This window comes from Lactobacillus sp. UMNPBX12 (assembly GCF_002553955.1).
Classification (GTDB): domain Bacteria; phylum Bacillota; class Bacilli; order Lactobacillales; family Lactobacillaceae; genus Lactobacillus; species Lactobacillus crispatus.
Genome location: NZ_PCYY01000004.1, coordinates 1 through 22,084, shown reverse-complemented (window position 1 = coordinate 22,084; position 22,084 = coordinate 1). Strand labels below are relative to the sequence as shown.

At 37.5% G+C, this 22,084-nt stretch carries 23 protein-coding genes and 1 pseudogene; 6 read left to right on the top strand and 18 right to left on the bottom strand.

Annotated elements, in window-relative coordinates; genetic code table 11:
* Positions 1-14 precede the first annotated feature (14 nt).
* Positions 15-1,295, top strand: coding sequence for an ISL3 family transposase (locus CP363_RS02605; protein ID WP_098035782.1), 1,281 nt, complete (start codon positions 15-17; stop codon positions 1,293-1,295).
* A gap of 74 nt (positions 1,296-1,369) precedes the next feature.
* Here the strand turns inward: CP363_RS02605 and CP363_RS02600 are convergent, their stop codons facing one another.
* The 11 genes from CP363_RS02600 to CP363_RS02550 form a co-directional block, all read right to left on the bottom strand.
* Positions 1,370-2,359: a hypothetical protein gene (locus CP363_RS02600; RefSeq protein ID WP_089147083.1), complete on the bottom strand. Its 990-nt coding sequence runs from the start codon at positions 2,357-2,359 to the stop codon at positions 1,370-1,372.
* A gap of 144 nt (positions 2,360-2,503) precedes the next feature.
* The gene (locus CP363_RS02595) at positions 2,504-3,418 is read right to left on the bottom strand and encodes an ABC transporter (protein ID WP_089147084.1); all 915 of its coding nucleotides are present in this window, start codon (positions 3,416-3,418) and stop codon (positions 2,504-2,506) included.
* A 289-nt stretch (positions 3,419-3,707) separates the two neighbouring features.
* A complete protein-coding gene (glnA, locus tag CP363_RS02590) occupies positions 3,708-5,045 on the bottom strand; it encodes a type I glutamate--ammonia ligase (RefSeq protein ID WP_005719812.1) in 1,338 nt (445 codons plus the stop codon).
* 135 nt (positions 5,046-5,180) lie between these two features.
* A complete protein-coding gene (locus CP363_RS02585; protein ID WP_098035781.1) occupies positions 5,181-6,431 on the bottom strand; it encodes an aminotransferase class V-fold PLP-dependent enzyme in 1,251 nt (416 codons plus the stop codon).
* Entirely contained in the window at positions 6,424-7,344 is a 921-nt protein-coding gene (miaA, locus tag CP363_RS02580; RefSeq protein WP_060462038.1) for a tRNA (adenosine(37)-N6)-dimethylallyltransferase MiaA, read from the bottom strand. The genes CP363_RS02585 and miaA overlap by 8 nt, the downstream gene beginning before the upstream one ends.
* Positions 7,345-7,421: 77 nt before the next feature.
* A complete protein-coding gene (locus CP363_RS02575; RefSeq protein ID WP_005719815.1) occupies positions 7,422-7,823 on the bottom strand; it encodes a rhodanese-like domain-containing protein in 402 nt (133 codons plus the stop codon).
* Between the two features lie 58 nt (positions 7,824-7,881).
* The gene (locus CP363_RS02570) at positions 7,882-8,121 is read right to left on the bottom strand and encodes a YqgQ family protein (RefSeq protein WP_005719816.1); all 240 of its coding nucleotides are present in this window, start codon (positions 8,119-8,121) and stop codon (positions 7,882-7,884) included.
* On the bottom strand, positions 8,121-8,807 hold the full coding sequence (locus CP363_RS02565) for a rhomboid family intramembrane serine protease (RefSeq protein ID WP_089145494.1): 687 nt from the start codon (positions 8,805-8,807) through the stop codon (positions 8,121-8,123). Before CP363_RS02565 ends, CP363_RS02570 begins: the two co-directional genes overlap by 1 nt.
* A gap of 33 nt (positions 8,808-8,840) precedes the next feature.
* Positions 8,841-9,404 carry a 5-formyltetrahydrofolate cyclo-ligase gene (locus tag CP363_RS02560; protein WP_089147092.1) on the bottom strand — a complete coding sequence of 188 codons (564 nt, stop codon included), beginning with the start codon at positions 9,402-9,404 and terminating at the stop codon, positions 8,841-8,843.
* 54 nt (positions 9,405-9,458) lie between these two features.
* Positions 9,459-9,608 (bottom strand): 50S ribosomal protein L33, encoded by a 150-nt coding sequence (rpmG, locus tag CP363_RS02555; protein ID WP_003548272.1) that lies wholly within the window; start codon positions 9,606-9,608, stop codon positions 9,459-9,461.
* Between the two features lie 75 nt (positions 9,609-9,683).
* Positions 9,684-11,792, bottom strand: a complete 2,109-nt coding sequence (locus CP363_RS02550; RefSeq protein ID WP_098035780.1) for a penicillin-binding protein 2 — start codon at positions 11,790-11,792, stop codon at positions 9,684-9,686.
* A 90-nt stretch (positions 11,793-11,882) separates the two neighbouring features.
* On the opposite strand from CP363_RS02550, the gene CP363_RS02545 reads away from it, so the two are divergent.
* From CP363_RS02545 to CP363_RS02530, 4 genes are all read left to right on the top strand, one after another.
* On the top strand, positions 11,883-14,519 hold the full coding sequence (locus CP363_RS02545; RefSeq protein WP_198995775.1) for a YfhO family protein: 2,637 nt from the start codon (positions 11,883-11,885) through the stop codon (positions 14,517-14,519).
* A gap of 62 nt (positions 14,520-14,581) precedes the next feature.
* A complete protein-coding gene (locus CP363_RS02540) occupies positions 14,582-15,505 on the top strand; it encodes an N-acetylglucosamine kinase (RefSeq protein WP_005719826.1) in 924 nt (307 codons plus the stop codon).
* Between the two features lie 256 nt (positions 15,506-15,761).
* The gene (locus CP363_RS02535; protein ID WP_005719828.1) at positions 15,762-16,010 is read left to right on the top strand and encodes a type II toxin-antitoxin system RelB/DinJ family antitoxin; all 249 of its coding nucleotides are present in this window, start codon (positions 15,762-15,764) and stop codon (positions 16,008-16,010) included.
* A gap of 2 nt (positions 16,011-16,012) precedes the next feature.
* Positions 16,013-16,306, top strand: coding sequence for a type II toxin-antitoxin system YafQ family toxin (locus CP363_RS02530; RefSeq protein WP_013086638.1), 294 nt, complete (start codon positions 16,013-16,015; stop codon positions 16,304-16,306).
* Between the two features lie 89 nt (positions 16,307-16,395).
* Here the strand turns inward: CP363_RS02530 and CP363_RS11120 are convergent, their stop codons facing one another.
* Complete coding sequence (locus tag CP363_RS11120; protein WP_005719831.1) at positions 16,396-16,530, bottom strand: hypothetical protein; 135 nt, start codon at positions 16,528-16,530, stop codon at positions 16,396-16,398.
* Positions 16,531-17,053: 523 nt separating this feature from the next.
* Here CP363_RS11120 and CP363_RS02525 point away from each other — a divergent pair.
* On the top strand, positions 17,054-17,338 hold the full coding sequence (locus CP363_RS02525) for an HU family DNA-binding protein (protein WP_005719832.1): 285 nt from the start codon (positions 17,054-17,056) through the stop codon (positions 17,336-17,338).
* A 45-nt stretch (positions 17,339-17,383) separates the two neighbouring features.
* On the opposite strand, the gene CP363_RS02520 is transcribed toward CP363_RS02525, so the two are convergent.
* From CP363_RS02520 to CP363_RS02495, 6 genes and pseudogenes are all read right to left on the bottom strand, one after another.
* Positions 17,384-18,157, bottom strand: coding sequence for an ABC transporter ATP-binding protein (locus tag CP363_RS02520; protein ID WP_089147361.1), 774 nt, complete (start codon positions 18,155-18,157; stop codon positions 17,384-17,386).
* A pseudogene (locus CP363_RS02515) lies at positions 18,150-19,075 on the bottom strand (FecCD family ABC transporter permease). Before CP363_RS02515 ends, CP363_RS02520 begins: the two are co-directional and overlap by 8 nt.
* A gap of 5 nt (positions 19,076-19,080) precedes the next feature.
* On the bottom strand, positions 19,081-19,962 hold the full coding sequence (gene isdE, locus CP363_RS02510; protein ID WP_065989602.1) for a heme ABC transporter substrate-binding protein IsdE: 882 nt from the start codon (positions 19,960-19,962) through the stop codon (positions 19,081-19,083).
* Entirely contained in the window at positions 19,959-20,678 is a 720-nt protein-coding gene (locus CP363_RS02505; protein ID WP_089147362.1) for an NEAT domain-containing protein, read from the bottom strand. Before CP363_RS02505 ends, isdE begins: the two co-directional genes overlap by 4 nt.
* The gene (locus CP363_RS02500) at positions 20,678-21,277 is read right to left on the bottom strand and encodes a hypothetical protein (RefSeq protein ID WP_089147363.1); all 600 of its coding nucleotides are present in this window, start codon (positions 21,275-21,277) and stop codon (positions 20,678-20,680) included. Before CP363_RS02500 ends, CP363_RS02505 begins: the two co-directional genes overlap by 1 nt.
* Before the next feature lie 115 nt (positions 21,278-21,392).
* A complete protein-coding gene (locus CP363_RS02495; RefSeq protein WP_098035778.1) occupies positions 21,393-21,986 on the bottom strand; it encodes a hypothetical protein in 594 nt (197 codons plus the stop codon).
* Positions 21,987-22,084 lie beyond the last annotated feature (98 nt).

The window sequence follows — 22,084 nt, the reverse complement described above, 5'->3', positions numbered from 1 at the left end:
AAGGTGAATTACTTATGTCCTCTTGTAATGATTGTATTAAATTTTCTCTGAATATTAAAGACCCTTTGTTAGAATTTTTGGATATCTCAACTGGCAAATATCGTAATCGTGAAGCCAAGTTCTACCACGCTATTGTACATTTAGACCATTGCTTAAACTGCGGCTCAGATAACATCGTACATAATGGTCACCTATATTCAAATGTGCGTTATCCTGCTTTAGATGCTAGTCTTCCTGTCTTTATCAGAATAGCTAAAGAAAGAATTATCTGCCGTAATTGTCAGACGAATTCGATGGCTCAAACGGAACTAGTAGATAAATACTGCTGTATTTCTAATGCCACCAAGCGTAAAATTATTGGCTCTTTAACCGAAGACTGGTCCATGAAGAGCATTGCCAGACAAACTTCAACTTCAACCAATACTGTGCAACGCGTACTAGAGAAATATAGTCCGTCTTCCTTTGAAGATACCGACTGGCTGCCGGAATACCTGGCTTTTGATGAATTCAGAGGCGTTGGCAGACAGCTGCACTTTATTGCCATTGATGGTCACACGCATAAAATAGTTAAGGTACTGCCTACCAGATTAAAAAAAGATATTATCAATTACTTTAAACGTTTCCCAATAACCGTAAGAAACAAGGTTAAGACTGTAACTATGGATCTTAATTACTATTATGACATTATGGCTAAGGAGCTTTTTCCTAATGCTCAAGTAATCCTCGACCGTTTCCATATCGTTCAGATGCTTAACCGTTCCTTTAATTCCTGTCGCATTCAAGAAATGAAGAAGCACAAAAAAGGTTCATGGGAATACAACCTGCTTAAATATTACTGGAAACTTTATCTTAAGCCTTTTGATGACCTGGAAAAAGTTAAGCCGTGCTATCAATCCAGATTAAAAGATACCCTAACTCAAGAACAAATCGTGGCTGATGGGCTTTCTTTAAACAATGAGCTTGAAAATACTTATAACCTTATGCAAGATATCAGTAAAGCTTTAAAAGATAGAGATACCAAGAAGTTACGAAGCCTAATTCAAAGCAAAGATCATGTTGGCAATATGATGCACACCACTTTAAATACTTTCAAACGTAATCTACATGATATTCTCAACGCTGCTAAGTTCGATGAATCAAACGATTGCCTTGAAGGAACCAACCGTAAGATTAAACAGATTGAACGTACTGCCTACGGTTACGCTAACTTCAATCATCTAGTAACCAGAATCAAGCTAGAAGAAAAGGATGCCATTATTAAAGAAAAAGCATCAGACTACTATTTAGCAGCCTAATGCCTTTCCCTATTATTTAATTTTTAATTGACTTTTATCAACACCATTTGACAAAGAGCCTATTTTATTCACTTTTAATACTGTAGATCGCTAAATTGCTTGTTGGAGTTTTGCTTAGCCAAGGCTTCGCTCTTCCAGTAGACAGCATTAGTTGTTCCCTTAGAGTTAGCTGAAACAATTACGCTTTGACCATTTTCAGTATGCGGTGCTAAGTATGTACTACCTTGACCTGGCTCCTGACCCATATTAGTGAAACTATAGAAATTAATTCCATTAATAGTAGCTTGTTTCATATAGCCTGAACTAGTTGAAGAACCTGAATTTTTAGCCTTTACATCCATGCTAAAACCAGCTTCATCATTGATCTTATTAGCAGTTACAGTCAAAGTATCGATATTGCCATTGCCAGTATCTGCAGTGTACCAAGTACCTTGCAAGCTTGATGGAATTACGGCACTAGCAGATTCCTTAGCACCAGCTGCATTGTCATTATCGCCTTCAAGTTTAACATTTAGTTTGGCATTTTTAGCCAAGCTTTGAACTAGATCAACATCATTATTTTTATTAATGTAATCAACTACATCTTGTAAAGTTACAGTACCAAGGTTTCTTTGCTTAACAAAAATAGTAATTTTCTTTTGTGCTCCATCTCCGTTTAGCATGTAACGAGCATTACTGCTTTTACCGGTACCGGAGACCTCATAAACATATCCTGAGTTATCAGAAGTAATACCTGTTGCGGCTTTGGTTCTGAACGCAACACCTAAATTACCATTTTTGGCAGCATTAACTGCAATTTCCCAAGTGTCGCCATACTTTTGTGCAGCATAGACAGAGATTGCACTAACCTGCGTCTTATAGTCCATATTCTCAGCAGATAATTTTGCTGAGTTTTGACTGTTACTTGATTCTGAGGTGCCAGTTTTTTCTGAGTTACTCTTAGAAACTTGACTTGATTTTTCTGACTGTGATTGTGAATTACTATTACCTTGTGTACTTTGGCTACATCCTGCTAAAGTTAAAGCAGCTGAAATTGCAACCAAAACAGTTAATTTACTTTTCAAAAGGAATCCCCTTTTCTTTCAATAATTCTATCTCTTTGCTTAATAGTATTATAAAAAATACGATCCGCCAACTTCTTACACGATTATTTTACAAAAATTATACTTCTTGTTCATTGCAATTATTTTAATACTTCTTTACAAATATTAATTTAAAGTCTTAAATTCTGCATTTCGGTGTTCCTTGGCTATCTTGGTGCTCTTCCAATAGGTAGCCGTATAATGACCTGTATCAACGCTATAAGTTACTACTGCCGTATTGCAATTATCTTTTTGGGCAGAATAAAGTAAGCCAAAATCTTGGGCATTCAATGTTTGAACATGATAGCAATTTAATCCATTAATATTTTCGATCCGAGCTCTAGCCCACTTTTCCGTTTGATCTAAGGATTCTGCTGCTACACCAGAATTAGAAATATGATGAATTTCTTCACCATTAACAGTATGATCAGTAATTACTAACTTCTTTCCTTTATAGTTGTACCAAGTACCCCAAAGTCTCGTTGGAACTAATGCTAGGCCATCGTCACCCTTAACCCCATATTTGTCAGATGTAACTTCAGCAGCCAAAGTAGTCTTAGTTGCTAATTTTTCTACAGCTTTTACTTGATTATGTTCATTTAAATATGAAGCTATTTCAGATAAACTTGCTACACCTAAATTTTTCTTCTGATTATAAAAATATACGGTTTCACTTTTCATTGTATAAAAAGCATTATTTTCTTGACCATTGCCAGTTACTTCATAAATGTAGCCTCTACCTTTTTTTATCCAATTAAAACCAGTTCGATTTTTTACACTAATGCTCAAACGATTTTTCTTGGCATCACTATATGCAGTCTTCCATGCATCCCCATATTTCATCGATCCATAAATTGAGATTGCACTAGATTTTTCAGTATCTGACATACTCTTAACAATTAATCTTTTGGGAGTCTGTTTCTGAGTCACACCAGATTTTTCAATAGTTTGGCGATTATTAGTCTGCTTTTGCGATTGGCAAGCAGTTAAATTGATCATTGCAGCTATCAAACAAAATGCTACTAATGTCTTATTTCTCATTCCATCGACTCCAATACATTCTCATTAACACAAAAGTATCCCTAAACTAATTAGGGATACCAGTCCGGTCATTATTACAATTATATAGCAGTTTGCTCTTCTTTGAAGAGAATATTTTTTGATTTTTGGTAAAAGTTTATCCTACTAGATTTAAAAACTTATCCATAAGTTCACTTATCTAATCGTAATTAGACTAATTACGATTAGATATGCTTTGGAAAAATCTATACTTTACAAAAAAATCTCGTGGCCTCAATCACCACGAGATTTTCCAATTACTTATTTATTTTTACCAGTTCATGTAACGTTGACGTTCCCAATCTGAAACTGATTGTGAGTACTTAGACCATTCTAATTCCTTTGATTCAATGAAGCTGTGCATTAAGTGATCACCTAATGAGCTCTTAATTAAATCATCTTTCTTGAAGGCCTTAATTGCGTTGTGAAGAGTAGTTGGTAATGGCTTAATACCATGTTCTGCTCTTTCTTCTTCAGTCATTTCAAAGATGTTTTCTTCAACTGGCTTCATTGGCATCTTTTGTTCTTTAATACCATTCAAACCAGCAGTTAAACATGCAGCAAGTAACAAGTATGGGTTAGCAGTTGGATCAGCTGAACGCATTTCCAAACGAGTATTGATTTCACCAGCACTTGGAATACGTACAAGTGGTGAACGGTTCTTAGCAGCCCAAGCAATGTAAACTGGAGCTTCAAAACCTGGAATTAAACGCTTGTATGAGTTAACGGTTGGGTTACCAATTGCAGTAATAGCACGAGCATGTTCCAAAATACCATTCAAGAAGTAAAGAGCAGTATTTGAAAGGTGGAATTCGCCATCCTTGTCATAAAAGACGTTCTTGCCATTCTTAAATAATGACATGTTGTTGTGCATCCCGTTACCAGCTTGACCTTGAACAGGCTTAGCCATAAAGCTTGCAAACAAACCGTGCTTTCTAGCAATTGCACGCGTTACCATCTTAAAGGTTTGGCATCTGTCAGCAGTAGTCAAAGCATCATCGAATCTAAAGTCGATTTCTTGTTGACCATCACCTACTTCGTGGTGAGCTGCTTCAACTTCAAAGCCCATGCCCTCAAGAGTTTCAACGATTTCACGACGGCATCTTGCACCTTCATCGTCTGAAGTCATGTCAAAGTATGAAGCATGATCTGGAACTTCAGTAGTCCAATTGCCATCTTCGTCTAACTTGAAAAGATGGAATTCCATTTCAAAACCAATATCAAAAGTGTCGAATCCAGCTTCATTCATTTCACCAAGAACACGCTTCAAGTTATTTCTTGGATCACCAGCAAATGGCTTGCCATCAGTGGTGTGAACTGAACAAATCAAACGACCAATCTTACCACCGTGTTCGTCACCCCATGGCAATACTGTCCAAGTTGAGAAGTCTGGATATAAAACCATGTCACTTTCTTCAAGACGAACAAAGCCATCAATTGAAGAACCATCAAAGCGAATGTCATTAGTCAAAACTTTATCTAATTGACTCTTAGGTACTTCAACGGCCTTTTCAGTACCGTTAATATCAGTGAAGGCCAAGCGTAAAAATCTAACGTCCTTGTCTTCAACTTCTTGCTTAATTTCTTCTGCAGTATATTGTTTACTCATAGTTAATTCACCTATAAAAACAAAAAATATTAAATTGGTATGGTCCTATGATTTATTCTTATCTCCTAGAACTGTTTAATACAATAGCAGACCAATTTAAAAAAGTCAAATTGGTCTAGTGATTATTTTTTAATTTTATTTTTTGTTAAAAAATGTATCACGAACCGCGTTAATAATAGCTACTTTGTCATGCGCATAAGTCAAGCCACCCTGCATATAAACCGCATAAGGTGGTCTAATTGGACCATCCGCTGAAAATTCAATAGTTGAACCGGAAACGAAATTACCAGCAGCCATAATAATCTTATCTTCGTAGCCCTCCATATGCACAGCTTCAGGCGTTACAAAGGAATCAATCGGTGAGTTTTTCTGTACTTCTTGCACAAATTTAACCATCTTATCAGGATCACCAAAAATAATTGTCTCAATAATATCGCTTCGCTTCTCATCCCAAGCTGGGGTAACATTCAAGCCCATTTTGGCAAACAAAACAGCCGCAAAAATCATTCCCTTTTCAGCCATACCGGTAACATTAGGAGCCAAGAAAAAGCCTTCATAAAAGTCATGCAAATTGCCAATAGTGGCGCCCTCATCGGTGCAGCCTGGAGCAGTCAATGCAAGTTTTGCATTTTCAACCAGGTCTTTTTTACCAACAATATAACCACCGGTCTTAGCTAGACCACCACCAGCATTCTTAATCAGCGATCCTGCCATTAAGTCAGCACCATACTCAGTTGGCTCATGTTTTTCCGAAAATTCGCCATAACAATTGTCAATAAAGACAATACTCTTAGGGCTGACCCGTTTAACAAAGGCAATCATGTCCTTAATCTGATCAACTGTAAAGGTCTTTCTGGTGGAGTAGCCACGTGAACGTTGAATGGCAACGATCTTAGGTTGATCACGTTTAAGAACCTTTTCAGCCTCGTCATAATCAACTAACCCATCATCGGTTAACGGCACATATGAAAAATGCACGCCGCGCTCGACTAAAGTACCACGCTTATCATCAGTCAAGCCAATCACTTTTTGCAAAGTATCGTAAGGCTGTCCAGTTAAATAAGTTAGCGTATCGCCGTACTTCAAGTTACCTGCTAGAGCTACGAACAAAGTGTGCGTGCCTGAAACAAATTGAGGCCGAACTACCGCATCTTCAGTTTGAAAAACTTGAGCATAGATCTTATCTAGCTTATCTCTTCCCATATCATCGTCGCCATAGCCATTAGCCCCATTCAAGTCAGCTTCAGCGACATCATTAGCTTGGTAAGCCGCCAAAACTTTAGCCGTATTATAAACAATTTGATCTTCAATCTCAGCCAGTTTAGGTGCGATCTGTTGATCAACTTCTTTAACAATTTTTTGTAATTTTTCTGGCAAATTATTCATTTTTCCATTCCTTGACTTTCTTCAATATCTTTTGTTCGCAACCCGGATCATCTAACGGATCAAACCAAACTACTGGTAATTTATTTCTAAAATAAGTCAATTGACGTTTAGCATAGCGGCGCGAAGCTGTCTTTAAATCTTCAATGCAATGCTCTAGCGTCTCTTGCCCTTCAAAATAAGGGAAAAATTCCTTATACGCAATTGCTTGCAAGACCTGATACTCTCGTGCTCGATTTTGATAAATAAATTTTGCTTCATCGAGCATCCCTTGCTCCATCATCTTATCAACACGCAAATTAATCCTGCGATATATCTCTTGACGGTCAGAATTCAAGCCAATAATCAAGTAATCATAACGTGGCTCGATCTGCTTTTGTTGCTCTGAAAACTTTTTGCCTGTACGCTCAATCACAGTCAATGCTCGCATAGTTCTGCGACTATTGGCTACTGGTATTTTTTCTGCCGCCTTAGGATCTTGCTCATTCAAGACCTGCCACAATTTTTCTGCGCCTTTTTCCTTGAGGTAGTTTTCCCACTTTTGCGAAACGCTACGCTCTTCTGGAGTTTTCTCGCCTAGCTGCATCTTATTCAATAAAGCATTAACATAAAAACCTGTCCCGCCTGCAATAATCGGTAACTTACCTTTTTGGCTAATCTCTTCAATCGCTTTTGTTGCTTGATCCACAAAATCTTTAACTGAATACTCGTCAAAAACGGATTGCGTATCAACTAAGTAGTGTTTCACTTGCGCTTGTTCTTCTGCAGTTGCCTTTGCAGTTCCCACTGCCACTTCTTGGTAAACTTGCATGGAATCGCCAGAAATAATCTCGCCGTTCAACCTTTTAGCTAAATCAATCGCCAAGTCTGTCTTACCAATAGCTGTTGGTCCTACAATCGCTAGTACCTTTTTCATCCCCATCACCTTTCTTAATTTTGATACAAAAAAAGAGCGCATTAGAGTTACCCCCTCCAAATGCGTCTTCTTTTCATTTAATATTTTGACTTCTTAGTTCGACCATCCCAAGCTTCAAAGCCATCTTTAAGCCAATGGATAGAAACAAAACCCTTTTTCTTTAAAAAACGGGCAGCTCTCAAAGTAATGGTCTTTGAATCTGAGTAAAGATAAACTGGCAAGTCGCTTCTAAGCTCAGTATATTGATACTTAAGCATGGTATATGGCAAGTTGCGAGCGCCATCAATATGCTTGCGTTTAAACGGTTCTTTTTCACGCAGATCAATAATTTGTGCCTTACGCATGCCTTCTTTAAATTCTTCATTAGTCAATTCGCCACCGATTGATTTAGCTTGAATTTTATTCCAAGCCCAGATACCAACCATGACTAAAATAATGACTAATAAAACTAAATCTAAGACAATTAAAAAACTCGACATAAACTAAATCTGCCCTTTCATAAAAAACTTACATCTATTATGATACCGCTAAACTAATTTACTGGCTATCATTTTTCGGATCTTTGAGCGCCTTTTTTTGTTCATTTTTGACTTCAATTCGATGTTCTCGACTCAAAATCATCTTGGCAATCAAATAATCATGTTGGTCAATCAGACCTGCACGATTGATATTGTCGAGCTCTAAAGCCATTAATTCAATATCCCAAATTCTTTTGCCAACATGAACCAAAATTCCGTATTTTTCTAATAATTGTTGTACATCGTAGAGAGTTTTCATTAGAAATTAATTATCATTCCTGTTCTAACCGTCCAAACAACATATACGACTAACACTGCAGCAGCCAATACGCGCCACTTAGGATTGTAGGTCTTCATTACACGATCGCCCAAGATAATCGCTAATAAGAAGCCGGCAATTAAGCCACCAATATGACCCCAGATATCAATTCCAGGCACAAAAATATCAAGCGCTAAGTTAATCAATGCTAAGACAAAGGCTTGTCGACCTAAAAAAGCAATCATTGGATTATGCAAATTGCGCAAGCCAATGGCAGTCATGGCTCCAAACAAACCAAATAAGGCTGTTGAGGCACCAGCACTTAAGCCGCGATCAGCACTGAAAGCCAAGCTCATTAGATTGCCGCCGACCCCAGCTAAAAGATAAGTTACTAAAAAGCGCACATGTCCCATTAATGGCTCTATATACTGCCCCATGTAGTAAATAATAATGGCATTAGAAACCAAATGCATGATGCCAATATGCAAAAACTGGGCCGTAAATAGGCGCCACCATTGGTGTCCAGCCACCACGGCAAAATTATTCATGGCTCCCATTTTCATCAAGACATTGGTATTCTCTGAGCCACCTAAAAACACTTCAACTAAAAAGATTATTAATAAAACTACTAAAATTCCTAAAGTCACAAATGATTGTGAGAGGTTAATTTTTCGTTGAGTATTCATTTAATCCCCCTTATCTTCGTCATTGTGACTATTTTAATAAATTTTATCAGGAGTAACAATTGTTTGAACCGGAATATCGGTTTTTTCGATAGGCCAAATGCTAGTATCGAACGTCATCTTGCTATTGGCTAAAGCAACAGTTTTAGGATCATGCTTAGCCAAAAAGCGATCATAATAACCTCCACCAAAGCCAAGTCGAACATGCGAATCTAAGGCAAAGGCTAAACCTGGCACAATGACTAAATCCAAATCATTATTGATTTTCGCATCTTCATCGGCGACTTCTTCCACACCGAATTTAGATTTTACCAATTTGCTCATATACGTATAGCGTAAAAAGTCTAAAGTATGATTTTGATCGCCTCGTGCCTTTGCCAGATAAACTTCTTTTCCTTTATCCCACAAACAAGCAATTAATTCAGAAGTATCTACTTCTAGTGGTAAAGAAGCAGTTACCCCAATCGTCTGACTTCTTCTAATTAGATCTGTCGACATTAATTTCTCTAATAAAATCGCATCTTCTGCTCTTTTTTCTTTAGTATTGGCAAATTCTTTTAATTTACTGATTTGTTCTTTTCTTAATTCTGATTTTTCCATCTTTTTGTCCAAAAAACAAAAAATAGCAGGCACGTAGCCTGCTATCTTGGTTTATTACTTAGTTTCACGGTGAAGTGTTGCGCGTCTTTCAACTGGGCAATACTTCTTTAAGGATAAACGTTCCGGATGCTTACGCTTGTTCTTCTTAGATAAGTAACTTCTATCGCCACATTCGGTGCATTCTAAAATGATGTTATCTGCCATTTTTTTCACCACCTACACTTTTATTCTGACTGTACTAGAATAGCATTTTTCAAGCTGTTTGACCAGTATTATTCTTTATTTTGTTGAATGAAGTTTGAAATAATCTTGTACCATTGCTTTGGCAACTTGCAATGTGTATGTTCCTTCACCATCAGGGTCTAATCCTGGGAAAACAACCGCCACTGCTAATTTTGGATTTTTCGATGGAGCATAGCCAATAAAGGTTGCGTTAATCAATTCGATATTGTGCTTTCTATTAGGGTGTTCAGCATCATAGTAGAAAGTTTGTGCAGTACCAGTCTTACCAGAAATTGATGGCTTAACATTCTTCAATGGGTGAGCAGTTCCCCAACCATTCGTACCGTGAACAACACGATAGAACCCTGTTTGAACCACATTAAGTTCCGCAAGCGTCCAAGGAATTACTTGTTGGACATTTGGCTTCTTATTGTAGCTAATGTAAATCTTCTTGCCATCTTTGCTAGTTTTACCAACTGATTGCACAATATAAGGTTGCAATCTCTTACCACCATTAGCAATAGTTGACACATATTGAGCTAATTGAATTGGTGTATAAGCATCATAGTTACCATAAGCTAGGTCAAGTACAGAACCGGAAAGAATATTACCCTTGTCATTAAATGACTTACCTTCAATTCCTGACACTTCACCAGGTAGGTCAACGCCTGTCTTTTGACCTAAGCCAAACATAGCAAAATTACGCCGTAAAATGTCAAAGGCATCGTTTGGCATACGAATGTAGCTCTTCGGTACATAACTAGCCTTAACCCATTTCATTGCTAAGTGCATCATGTAAATATTACTGGAGACTTCCAGCGCTGTTTCAGCATCCAATGAACTGAAAGTACCAACTGGATAAACTGACTTTTTAACTGGTGAACCTGGCAAATAAATTGCCGTATCAGGCAAAGTATTGTTTTCGGGAGTAATAACCTTATTAATTAATCCACCACCAACAGTAGCCCCCTTAACAACTGATCCCATAACAAAGGATTGGTTAATTACACCTAAAGCATTATCAGTCGTTTTACCAGTGTTCGTGTTTCTATTAATCCCGGCTACAGCTAGCAAAGCACCAGTCTGAGGATTCATCGCCACGGCATAGGCACCATTAGAGTATCTTGCTGCACCGTTACCAACAGCTGTACTGTAAACCCGTTTCAAAGTAGCCTGTACTTGCTTTTGATACTTAGCGTCAATCGTTAACATTAAGCTGGCACCGGCTTGACCATTATAAACAGTCTTAGTCTGCTGGATATTACCATTCGATTTAGTAATAACCTGGTTAGTCGACTTAGTTCCCTTCAAAAGTGGTTCATATTCTTTTTCAAGATATGAAGTACCTACCCGGTCGTTACGTGAGTAACCATTTCTTAAGTAGTACTGCAAGCTATCACTTGGTAAACCAGATTTTTCAGTTGAAACCGAACCAATGATACTTTGAATAGATGAACCATTTGGATAAGATCTTTGCCAGTCAGTTCCGATACCCACACCAGGAAGCTCTGATAAGTGCTCACCTACTTGGGCAATTTCACGATCGGTTAAGCCTTTATTCTTGATATAAATCGTGGATAAAGTATAAGCCCCTGAAATCTTATTAAAGATTAAAGCCGCTGTTTTTTGCCGAGTGGTTAGTTGAGGATTCATTTTTTCAACATAAGCCAATTCCGCTTGATAGATTTCAGCTGAAGTCTTCTTATTGCCATCAGCATCAATCTTGGCTGACTTCGGCAAAGCATTAGATATCTTAGTATTATTATCTTCATTAGCTAAATAATAATCTGCTGCCATTTGCTTTGTCGGCTTTTCATCGCTAATCTTGATATAATTACTCAAGGCATTAGATATCTTGTAAATATCTGCTGTTGTAGTCGAGGCACTCTTAGTATAAGTAATAGCATTGGTTGCTTTATTACCTACTAAAACGCGGCCTTTGGAGTCATACATGACACCACGTGGCACTTGATGCAAAACAACAGTTGAATCAGTTTTTTGCACTTCTGCCTTGAAACGTGAACCATAAACTAGTTGCAAATAAGCCAATTGCCCAATTAACATGGCAAAGAGGACTAAAATTACCCCTAGAATGATTCGCATTCTAATTGGAGTTGAGGAATGCTTGTTTGAGCCAGTCCCACTATTTTTTCTAAAATAATTCACGTAAATCACCTTTATTAAAACTAGATGTATTTTAACAAAAAGTAAACATCAATTCTACAATTCATAAGGGAGCTTATATAATTTTTAATGATGCTTAAATTTCTTAACTCACGACACATTGCAATTAATCGTAAAAATATTTTTTTCTGGCTTAGTTTTTTGCTACCGGCTTTGATTTTCTTGAGTTACTTTTTCTACAGCAAAAATGGAGTGCTCACTGTCGACTTAGGTCAACAATATGTTGATTTTCTTGCCTTCTTCAGGCGAAATTTGTTCTCCCATCCCTTGCGCTTAATCTATTCCTTTTCTAATGGTTTAGGCGGTTCAATGCTAGCAACTGATGCCTATTATCTCTGCAGTCCTTTCAATCTACTCTTATTTTTATTTCCGCAACATTTTTTGCCACAAGCAATTTTAATTATTATCGCATTAAAAATTGGAGCGGCGGGACTATCTTCCTACTACTATTGGAAGCAAAAAATCACTAATCACTTTTACGCTTTAGCGGCTAGTTCGGCTTATGCCCTTTCAGGCTACGTTATTGGCAATCACTATAATCTGATGTGGCTTGATTCTGTGATTTTGCTTCCTTTATTGATTAATGCCATCGACCGCTTGCTGGCCCAACGAAAAAATAAGTTAATTTTAATTACCTTTTTGCTTTGGTTCACTAATTTTTATACCGGATTTATGGCATTAGCCTTTGGTTTGCTTTATCTGTTAAGCAAAATTTTCTTCATTAATAAGCAGGAGCGCCTACGCCTTAACTGGATTTATTTAAGAAAAAGTATCGCTGGTTCATTTTTAAATGCCTTTATGCTCTTCCCCGTTCTGGTTGAAATGTTGCAAGGCAAGGCTAGTTCTACTGCCTCCTGGAATTTGGGCTGGCAGTTTTCTCCAGTTGAACAGCTGACTAAGTTAGCCGAAGGGGCCTATAACTTTCATGAAATGCAGGAAGGGATGCCCAACATTTATCTGACAATGCCTTTCTTGTTGCTGACAATTTTATATTTTTTAAGTAAAAAGATTAACTGGCAGCGTAAATTAGCAAACGGAATTTTACTCATTTTCTTAATTGCTTCTCTTTTTTGGACACCACTGGTTTTACTCTGGCATTTAGGCCAATTCCCTGTCTGGTATCCTGGTCGTTTCAGCTTTGTGTTGATCTTTTTTGCGCTAAATCTAGGCGTTATTGCATTAGAACAAAAAGAACGTATAGCTTATTGGCAGACCGGACTTCTGACTCTATTTTCTTTAGGTTTAATTATTTATATAGTATTTAATGCCTCACATTTTGACTTTCTAACTGAAGATGCGCAGATTGCCACGGGAGCTTTTCTAGCCCTCGGAATCTTGTTTATTGGCTTTATTTATCATCAACACAGTTTTGCCGCGCCATTTTTCTATTTAGTTATCGAGCTTGAGTTAATCGTCAACCTAGTACTATGTCTAGGCAATTTAGCTTATCAAAAAAATAGCGATTATCAGAACTTTACCACTAATGTCAGCCAAGCAGTACAATACGCAAATCAACATGATTCTGGATTTTACCGAACTGAAAAGACTTTCTATCGTTCTGATGATGATCCTTTTAGCGCTGGTTATTACGGTTTAAGTAATTTTAATTCGATTTCTGATCAAAAAGTACTCAACCTGATCAACAATCTTGGATTTCTAAACAATAGTAATTCCTACACTAATTTTGGCGGAACTACTTTGACAGATGATTTACTTGGAATCAAATATTATCTTTTGCCCAATGATGAAATCACAACGATCAAGTCTGGTAAGCAAATGAAGTATGACAATTCCAACCACCGCGTTGATGCCAGCGATTATCATTTGCAAAAACGCTTTGCCCAACTATATCTAGTGAAAAATAATGCCGCTTTGCCCCTACTCTTTTTAACATCACAAAAAACGCAAAAAATCAATTTTAACTCTCTAGATATTACTAGTAATCAAACCAAATTCTTTCAAGCAGTTACAGGGGCAAAAGTGCAGCTGTTTAAGCAGATCAATTGGCCTAAAGCAAAATTAATTAATGTAACTAGTATGAAAAACGATCAACTACAATATAATCGTAAAAACAATAAGCAAATCGCACGCATCATTTTCAATTTCAAACCACAGACTGATGATTCTTACTACATTGAAATGCCCGGTGAGATCGATGATAATGCCATTTCAATGACAGTTAATGGTGCTAATATTAATCTGGCAGTACGTGATCAAAATGCCCGTCTCATTAATCTAGGTAGCCACCAGCGTGGTCAACGGTTGCAAGTTACTTTTGAACTAAAAAAAGATAAACTCGACTTTAGTGGCATTCACTTCTGGCGCTTAAACACACAAAAGCTCGAGCAGATTATACATCGTTTTAAGCAAAAACAACCAAACTTTAAACAAACATCTGCTTTGATCATCAAATCTAATCATTTCACAACGAAGAAGATGATGACATTGGCGTCAACTATTCCTAATAACATTAACTGGTTAGTTTTAGATAATGGCAAAATAATTAACAAGAATAAAACCTTGTTCATGAATGCTTTTTTAAACTTCAAGTTGAATCCAGGAAAATATCAAATTACATTAATTTATGTACCATGGGTTCTTCTACTGGGGATGTTGGTTAGCTTAATTAGTTTAACAATTTTATTAATTTGCAAGAAAAAAGCCGCTGTTAGCGCTAACAGCAAAACTTTTACTAGACCTACTGTATAAAAATATAATACAATGTATACGTTATCATTCGGATAAATTAATATAGAAAGAAGATTTACAACATGGCTCTTAAATACCAAATTGGTGTTGATGCAGGTGGTACCCACTCAACTGCAATCGCATATGACGAAACTGGCAAGGAAATCGGTCGTGCAGAAGGCGGCCCAGGCCAAATTAACGCTGACTACGAAGGCGGAATTAAGAATATCTCTGACACTATCAACGAATTGATCGACAAGGTTGATGGTGACTGCATGCGCGTTCTTGTTGGTATTGCCGGTCTTTCAGTTGTCGGTAATGCTCCAGAAGTTGCCGCAACTATTTCATCAAGAATTAACAACTTACCTACTCGTGCTATTACTGATTCACTTTTAGCACTTTACGCTGGTCTTGAAGGTGATGACGGTGCCTTAGTAATTGCCGGTACTGGCTCAGTTTACAACGGTTTACAAAACGGCCACTTAATCGCAGTTGGTGGCTACGGCAACATCTTAGGTGATGAAGGCTCAGGTTACGCAATTGCTCGTTCAGCAATGCAATCTGCTCTTCTTAGCTGGGACAAGCGTGAAGACAACGCTTTGATTCAAATGTTTACTAAATTATTTGGCGTTGAACACATGGATGAATGTAACGCTAAATTCTACAAGATGTCTAACCCAGAAGTTGCAGGAATGGCTGTTCACGTTGCACAACTTGCTGATGAAGGCAGCGATGATGCAATCAAAGTTATTAAGAAACAAGCTCATCTGTTAGCCCGTGACATCATCATCGGTCTTGACCGTTACGAAGATCCTAAGCCAATGAAGATTGCTTTAACCGGTTCAGTTTTAGCTAACAACGAAATGCTTAGAGGATTGGTAGAAGATGAAGTTAAGAACAAGTACCCTGACGCTATCTTCTCAATCTCCAACGGTGAAAACGCTCGTGCCGTATTGTTCGACAAGAGTAAGGACTACCGTTACTTCACTAACCACGAAGACCGCTAAATTATCTTTTCTGAATAGTTACAAAAAGCTCGAAGTTACTACAATTTGTAGAAGCTTCGAGCTTTGTTTATGTTTAAATTTCTGCTGGTGTATTACGATTAAAGATATAAATGTCACTTTTAGTTTTTTCCCCTAGTATTCATAATAAGACTACCTATAATCTTTTAAAAGCAAACGCTAAAAATTGATATTTTGTATTTATAGTATATAGTACTATATAGATAAAGTAATACATTTTGTGAATAGAGGTTGTACTATGGCTCAAATTAGTGTAAAAATCGATGATAAATTAAAAAAAGAAGCTCAAGATATTCTTGCTTCATATGGGGTTGATATATCAACAGGAATTAGAATGTATTTCAAAGCTATTGTTAGAAGTAATGGCATTCCTTTAGAACTAAGACCCATGACAGAACTAGATGAAGCAAACTATGAAGCTGATAATCACATTTATCATGGAAGTTATAGCTCTTTTGAAGAATACAAAAAGGCCATGCGGAAATAATCATGCAAGTTAATCCTACCAAGCGCTACTACCGCGCTTACAAGAGATATGAAAGAAAACATTATCCAATGGATTATGTTGATGATTGTGTTGAAGCAATATTAACCAATGACAAAGAATTTCTAGCCAAACATAAAGATCACCCTGTAGGAAAAAATCGCGAAATGCACGTTAATCGTCAATATAATGACGATTGGCTATTGTACTACCGGATTGATAAAGAAACACATGAACTAATCCTAGTTTTGGTTGCATTAGGAACACATGATGAACTAGATCGATTTGCCAATATGTAATAGCATGCGTTGTATTGAACAAAAACAGATTAATGCAGAGCTCGAAGTTACTACAATTTGTAGAAGTTTCGAGCTTTATTTTGTTCCAATCACGCTAATGATGTTAATAATAATTTTTGCAACTGTAACTTAGCTGCATCTTGGTTAGCCTGTTCTGGTTGCTCATGATTCAATTGACAATTCTCAAGATAATCATCAATACCCGCTTTGAAATCTTTCTTCAACTCTGCCAGAGAATTTCCTTCATAAGAAATAAAAGTATTTTCTAGACCTAAGACTTCGCCAAATAAAGTATCATTTTCAACTTCGATAAGTACCTTGGTAACCTTTATAAGTTAGTAGGCTCATAGTCTTATACCTGCCATTCTTAATCCATTCTTCAACGTTCTTAATTGATATTGTTTAAGCATATTTCGAGGATGTGATTTGTGTAATTAAAGATTATTCACCTCTCTTATATATTCCATCACTGTACAAAATTTGGAATTCAAAATTTAGGCTTGTCTCCCATCATTTATTACGCAAAAAATGTCTAAATTTTTTGAAAAAAGTTAATTTTTCAAATCAAAACAAAAGAATCATTACATGAACTACATTTTTGATAGCGAATACAATATTTTTCGCTTCAAATACATAGAATTTCTTTCCTTTTTAAAAAAATTCTTTAAAGAGGCTGTTTCCCCTTGTAAATACGCGGATTACTGTTAAAATAAGTAATCGTAGTTTATATTAAAAGAGGTATTTTTCATGGAAACTATTTCTAAGAAACAATTAGTAGATCAAATCGCTGCAAAGACTGATGCTACTAAGACAGACATTAACACTATTTTGGACGCTTACATCGACGTCGTTAAGAGCAATGTTGCTGAAGGTAACAAGGTTCAATTGGTTGGCTTCGGTGCCTTCGAACTTCGTCACCGTGCTGCTCGTAAGGGTCGTAACCCACAAACTGGTAAGGAAATTGAAATTGCTGCATCAAACGTTCCAGCATTCAAGCCAGGTAAGAGCTTCAAGGATGAAGTTAACAAGTAATAATTTATTATTACAAAAAAAGACCGCGAGTTTTCTCGTGGTCTTTTATTTTGCCTCAGAACCTGCCATTAACAAGACTTTTCCCTGCTCAGTTTCGATCATCTCGCAATCTATGCCAAAGTTTTGCCTAATCGCCTGCGCCGTAATTACCTCTTCTGGCCTGCCCTGCTTTTGAATCCTGCCTTGGTTGAGCAAAATTACCTGATTACTATATTGCAAAGCCTGATTCAAATCGTGCAAAATCATGCAAATCGTCAAATTCTGCTTTCGATTCAATTTTTTCACTAAATCCAAAAAGCGATACTGAAAATGCAAATCCAAGTATGTTGTTGGTTCATCTAGAAAAAGATATTCCGGCTCTTGCGCCAGTGCTGTAGCAAGCCACACACGCTGCTGCTGACCGCCAGATAATTGCGCTATAAACTTATCTGCCAAATCAGCAATCTCTAGCTCCTGCATAATCTGTTGAAGGCGAGCAGATCCATTTTCTTCATCCTCCATCAAGGAATGATACGGCAGACGCCCCATTTTAACCAGTTCCTTGACAGTTATCTGATCATACAATTGATTCTGCTGGTGGACAATTGCTACCTTTTTGGCAAAATCCTTCGCAGCTAGCTGCCAGATATCTTGCCCATCTAGCGTAATTGTCCCCGCAGACGGCCTTATTGCCCGTGTAAGCAAGCGAAACAAGGTTGACTTGCCAGATCCATTAGGACCAATTAAAGTCGTAATCTGGTGCTCCTGCGGGCTCAGAGAGAATTGATTAAATAATTGTTTTGACCCATATGAAAAATCAATCTGCGACGCTTTAAGCATTTTTCTGCCTCTTCCATAAAATTAAAATCATAACTGGACCACCAACAATAGCCAAAATAATATTAGCCGCAATCTCGTTTGGCGCTGTAATCACCCGGCCGATGGTGTCAACGAACAATAAAAACCAAGCTCCAGCAAAAATCGAAAATGGAATGATTTTTTGATAATCATATCCAAAAAGCAAACGAGCAACCTGTGGCACAATAATTCCGATAAAGGCTAAAACACCAATGCAAGCCGTTGTTGTTGCGGCCAAAACCACTGCAATTAGCATCAAGACTAAACGCAGGGTTTTAGCAGAAACACCTAAAGACGTCAGCTCTTCATCATTGATCTTTAAGTAATTAGCCCAATTCATAAAACAAATCGCGCAAATCAGCCCTATTATGCCAATAACCAATAAATACATTGTTGATCCCCAACTACTTGTGGCCAGGCTGCTGCCACTATTTTGATTATTAGTGAAAACTTCCTGCATCCCCGTGAACACCGCATTCAATGCCACTCCGATGATAATTAACTGATAAGGCGTCATCTTTTTTGGAATAATAAAAGAAGCCCAAACGCTAGCAGTCCGCCAATAATCGCGAAAATAATTTTACCAAAGAAAATTTCTGGCAAAATAATAACCGCTAGCAATTGACATAAACTGGCTGCACTAGAGATCCCCATAATTCCAGGTTCTGCAATCGGATTGCGCAAAGTTGCCTGAAAAAAGGCACCACTAACAGAGAGGCTAGCTCCTGCTACTAGTGCCGAAATAATCCGCGGGACACGGATATTAAACAAAATATTCAATTGGCTGTTAGTCATCTTTTGCATTGAAAAATTGCTTGCTCCGTGAGTTAATGCAAAGAAAATCGTACTGATTAACAAAACTGCTAAAATCAAGTTTATCCAAATTACCTTTTTCTTCATTTTGATCACTTTCCAGGGTACAACCAGTTGCTTAATTTATTCAATGCTTGAGAAACATTCATGTTAGCTGAAGCATTAAAGTCTGGTTGCTGTAGGTCATAAACTCTGCCTGTCTTTACGGCTTTCATCGTCTTCCAAACAGAATTTTTCTTAAACTCTTGCTTAAATTGTGGCAAAGTTACATTTGGTAAAGCATGTTCTAATCGCAAAATGACATCTGGATTTTTAGTAGCTAGCGAGTCATTACTTGGTGACAAATAAATCTGACTATCAGAGTGATAGACATTTTCCCCACCAGTTATTCTGACCAAATCACCTAAATATGATCGATTAGTTAGAATCATGTAATTAGCGCCAGGCAAGCCCATCAAGATCAATACTCTAGGCTTACGACCGTGAACACGTGCTTTAGCCTTTTTAACGGCTTTTTTGATTAAGCCAATCTGATAATCAGCCTGTCTCTGCCGGTAATACTGCTTGCCTAATGAACTCAGTGTAGCTTCAAGGTCAGCTACTGAATCCAGCTTCAGATATGTAACTTTAACGCCTTGTTCTTTAAATGATTGATCATACTGATCTTTTAAAGTTGAGACTGCATAGACACGAGTGGGATTCAAAGAAGCAATCTTTTCAACACTTGGCTTCATTGGACTCCCAATCTTGGGCACCTTTTGATAGCGTGCTGGTAACTTAGCCTGCGTCTTTGGAACCCCTGCTAAATTAACGTTCAATTTATCAAAAATTTCAGTAATCGCTGCACTTGTGGCAACAATCTTTTCATTATTGGCAACTTTTTGATCAATCAATCGTTTAGCACCAATTGCCACTCCGATGATTGCTACTAAAAATATAATTAAACCAATAATTAATCCTTTACGTTTTTTCATTTACTTTTTCTTTCCTTGGCATTTACGACAATCAAAACAGCAACGCCAATTAAAATTAACGAACTAAGCACTCCAGCCAAAATAACATAATAAAAATTTCGCTGCCTTTGTTGATTAGCACGTTGATTGCGTGCATTCTGTGCTATTTGCCTGTTAGCTATTGCCGCTTGCTTCTTTTGTGCCAATTGCTCCTTAGGCTTAACACTCTTGTTTTTCACCTGTGGCGCGCTACGTTTTATCGCACTTTCTGCATGACTTGCTCGCTCTTTTTTATTTGTTAACTTAGGCAATTGCGTAGTGTCAAAGGCAAATGTAATATTGTGTGTTGCTTGGTAAACATGTGGCACATCTATTTTAATTTGACTAGAAATATCACGTTTTAAATTATTAGTGCGAAAACTATAGCGATAATCATAGTCACTGCCATGCCGCGTTTTTACTACGTTTAGCGGTGCTTGTCCATTAATCGTTAACACCCGAACCGGATAGGGACTTAGATCTTTCTTAGTGCGAATCGTCATCGTTACCAGGTACTGATTGTCGTCTACCACAACCTGAGCAGGACGCGCATAGTAGCCATCAGCCATCGAGGTCTGATGCGTGCCATACTTGTAAGTACGATAACTCACGCTTTGTGCACTAACAGTCACACCAAAAATAAACAAACAAGTTATCAACAAGAAAGGAAAAGAGATAATTTTAGCTATATTTTTCATTATTTCTTTCTCTTCAAAATTTTATTTCTTAAGTAAAAGGCCAAACCAATAATTGCAGCATCAAATGCTAAAAAGCCTGCGATCACAGGCAAAAATGGATATTCCACCGCTGCAATCGTCGCCATCTTTTTCTTCTTGGGTGTCATCTTTGCCCCAGGTTTTACACTAGAGTTTGAAGAAGACTGCTGCTTTTTAACTGGCTTTGACTGCGGTTGAGCGCTACTTGTAGCATTTTCTGCATCTTTACTACTGTCGTCATTAGCTGCAGAAATAGCATCACTAGTACTACTTGAATCAGTGCTACTATTTGCTTCGGTTAATGCCTTGCTTACAGTCGAACTGTGCGCCACATTTTTTACGCCAAAAGCAAACCAGACCTTAAACAAACGATCATGAATATTGGCAATTGGTACGCTCAAGCGCAGACTCCCCTGAGCCTGCTTCTTCAACTGATTTAGCGACTTGAAGTGGACCTGATAAGTCCAGATATCCTTGCCAGCTTGTTTGGTAAAACGCAGGTTTGAAATTGAACCAATTCCCAGTGAAACCGGCTGAAATTTGGTCACCATCCCATGCTTTACCTCAACTTTTAAGGTCATAACATAGCCCTGCTTTACTTTTTCAATCCTGGCATGATGCGTGTAAAAATTATTTGCTGCAGAAACGCCACTGCGATCCGCCTTATAGACCGCATAATTGATATTTTGAACCTTTTTATCTGCGCTGACCGTGTGTACTTTTCTTACTAACTTTTTTGACGCTCTTTTTACTAGCCTTCTTTTGCTTCTTGTCGGTCTTTTTCTTGCTAGTAGTTAAACCGCTAACCTTGTCATACTTCACCCAAGCTTGTTCGGTCATCTTACCACCAAAGTCAATAGTGACTTGCATCTTGACCCAACCATTATTTTTGAAAGCTTTGCCTGCAAAAACAAAGTCAAAACTAGATTTGTCGGCGGAAACATTTCCCTTTTTACCGCTAACGCCATTAATCTTGAGGGATTTTACAATCTTATTTACGTTTTGCCCCTTGCCCATTGGACTATTTTTACCATCGACATGGATTGTCATCTTAGTCACATGCTTTTGACTAACTGTTAATTGCACCTTATCTCCCACAAAACCTTGAGCCATTGACTTAGCATGGCTGCGGTGATTTTTACTGTATTTGTAAACCGTCATTCCCACTGTCTTTTGACTTTGTTCAGCGGCCATTACAACCGGATTAGTTTGCATAAATGCCACTCCAGGTGCCATTAAAGTCATTGCGACCGAACTACTTGCGATTAACTTAAGTAACTTTTTATTCATTCTAATATCCTTCTGAAACTGTCAAATCTTTTGTGTAAATAGATCTTTCTCGTAAATTGATTTTTTAATTATTTATTTAATCAAAGTAGGATTCTAAG